This is a genomic window from Methylobacterium sp. WL19 (genome assembly GCF_008040005.1).
In the GTDB taxonomy this organism is placed as follows: Bacteria; Pseudomonadota; Alphaproteobacteria; order Rhizobiales; family Beijerinckiaceae; genus Methylobacterium; species Methylobacterium bullatum.
Genome location: NZ_VRVC01000250.1, coordinates 1 through 2,014 on the forward strand (window position 1 = coordinate 1; position 2,014 = coordinate 2,014).

A 2,014-nucleotide genomic window follows, 5' to 3' on the forward strand; every position below is an offset into this window, starting at 1 on the left:
GGCCGGTGGGGGCCTGCTGGGCCTTCATCGCCGACAAGATCAACTACCTCGCCTATGGCTCCTACCCCGCGCCGGAGCGCTGGCGCCCGAACCTCGCCGTCGCGCTGCTGGCCCTCGCCGCGGGATGGATGCTCTGGCTCGGGGCGCCCCGGCGCGATCTCGGCGCGCTCTTCGCCTTCCTGGTGTTCCCGGTCGTCGCCTACCTGCTCCTGTCCGGCGCGCCATCGCTCGGCCTCCCGTCGGTGGCGACGGGCCTGTGGGGCGGCTTCCTCGTCACCGTGGTGGTGGCCACGGTGGGCATCGTCGTCTCCCTGCCGCTCGGCATCCTGCTGGCGCTGGGGCGGCGCTCGACCCTGCCGGTGGTGCGCGTGCTCTCCACCGCCTTCATCGAGTTCTGGCGCGGGGTGCCGCTGATCACGGTGCTGTTCATGGCCAACGTGATGCTGCCGCTGTTCCTGCCGGGCGACATCACCGTGGACCGCCTGCTGCGGCCGCTGGTCGGCATCGCGCTCTTCGCCTCCGCCTACATGGCCGAGGTGGTGCGCGGCGGCTTGCAGACCGTACCGAAGGGGCAGGCCGAAGCGGCGGCGGCGCTCGGTCTCGGCCGAAGCCAGGCGCTGCGCCTCGTCATCCTGCCCCAGGCGCTGAAGGTGGCGCTGCCCGGCATCGTCAACACGATGATCGGCCTGTTCAAGGACACGACCCTGGTCTCCATCGTCGGCATCAGCGATTTCATTCGCGTGCTGGAAGCCTCCCGCGCCGATCCGCGCTGGTCGGCCGCCACCATCCCGGCCACCGCCTACATCTTCGCCGCCCTCGTCTATTTCGCCGTCTGCTTCGGCATGGCGCGCTATGCCGGGTTCATCGAGCGCCGCCTCGCGGCGGGAGACAGACGATGACGAGTGAATCCTTGAAGGCACCGCAGACTTCCCCCGCCGTCGCGCTCTCCGGCGTCAACAAGTGGTTCGGCGCCCATCACGTCCTGCGCGACGTCGACCTCACGGTGGCGAAGGCCGAGAAGATCGTGATCTGCGGCCCCTCGGGCTCGGGCAAATCGACCCTGATCCGCTGCGTCAACGGCCTCGAGGCGCATCAGCAGGGCACGATCCATGTGGACGGCATCGAACTCACCGGCGCGCAGGCGAGCGTGGACGCCGTGCGCCGCGAGGTCGGCATGGTGTTCCAGCACTTCAACCTGTTCGCCCATCTCACCGTGCTGGAGAATTGCACCCTCGCCCCCGTCCACGTGAAGCGGATGGGCCGGGCGGCGGCCGAGAAACTGGCGATGGGCTATCTCGAGCGCGTCCGCATCCCGCAGCTGGCGGGGATGTTTCCCGGCCAGCTCTCGGGCGGGCAGCAGCAGCGGGTGGCGATCGCCCGCGCTTTGTGCATGAGCCCGAAGGTGATGCTGTTCGACGAGCCGACCTCGGCACTGGACCCGGAAATGGTCAAGGAGGTCCTCGACACCATGGCCGAGCTGGCACGCGGCGGCATGACCATGCTCTGCGTCACCCACGAGATGGGTTTCGCCCGCGAGGTCGCCGACCGCGTGGTGTTCATGGACGAGGGCCAGGTCATCGAGGTGGCGCCGCCGGCCGAGTTCTTCGAGAGGCCGCGCCACGCCCGCACCCAGGCCTTCCTCAGCCAGATCCTGTGACCGCCTCCCGCCCGCGACGGGAGGAAGGGTCAGAAAATGGCACGGTCGGGCCGGACGGCGATGCTCGGGTTCGTTAACGGCCTTGGTTTAAAAGCGGTATTCAAGGTGTTGAGTATTTGTAGAAAGCGTATCGCGTGCGTATTTTGCGCTTCCTCGTCGTCGGCAGCGTCTTCGGCCTGAGCGTCCTGGCGATCGGCTTCGTCAGTGCCGACCGGCTGGCTCATCTCCCCGCCCCGCCGCCGCCACAGATGGTTCGGGCGTCCGTTCCCAGCGAACCGCAGGATACCGGCTCGATCCCGTCGCCGTCCTTGCCCCTCGGCGGCACGGCCAGCGTCTCCACTACCGGCCCCGCCGCAC

2 protein-coding genes and 1 pseudogene are annotated in these 2,014 nt (G+C 68.9%); all 3 read left to right on the plus strand.

From position 1 onward, the window contains the following. The coding region (locus FV220_RS24810) for an amino acid ABC transporter permease (protein ID WP_147833564.1) at positions 1-899 on the plus strand (899 nt) is incomplete at its 5' end. After that, entirely contained in the window at positions 896-1,657 is a 762-nt protein-coding gene (locus FV220_RS24815; protein ID WP_147833565.1) for an amino acid ABC transporter ATP-binding protein, read from the plus strand. The genes FV220_RS24810 and FV220_RS24815, both read left to right, overlap by 4 nt. A 134-nt stretch (positions 1,658-1,791) precedes the next feature. Next, a pseudogene (locus tag FV220_RS24820) lies at positions 1,792-2,014 on the plus strand (hypothetical protein); the annotation flags it as partial.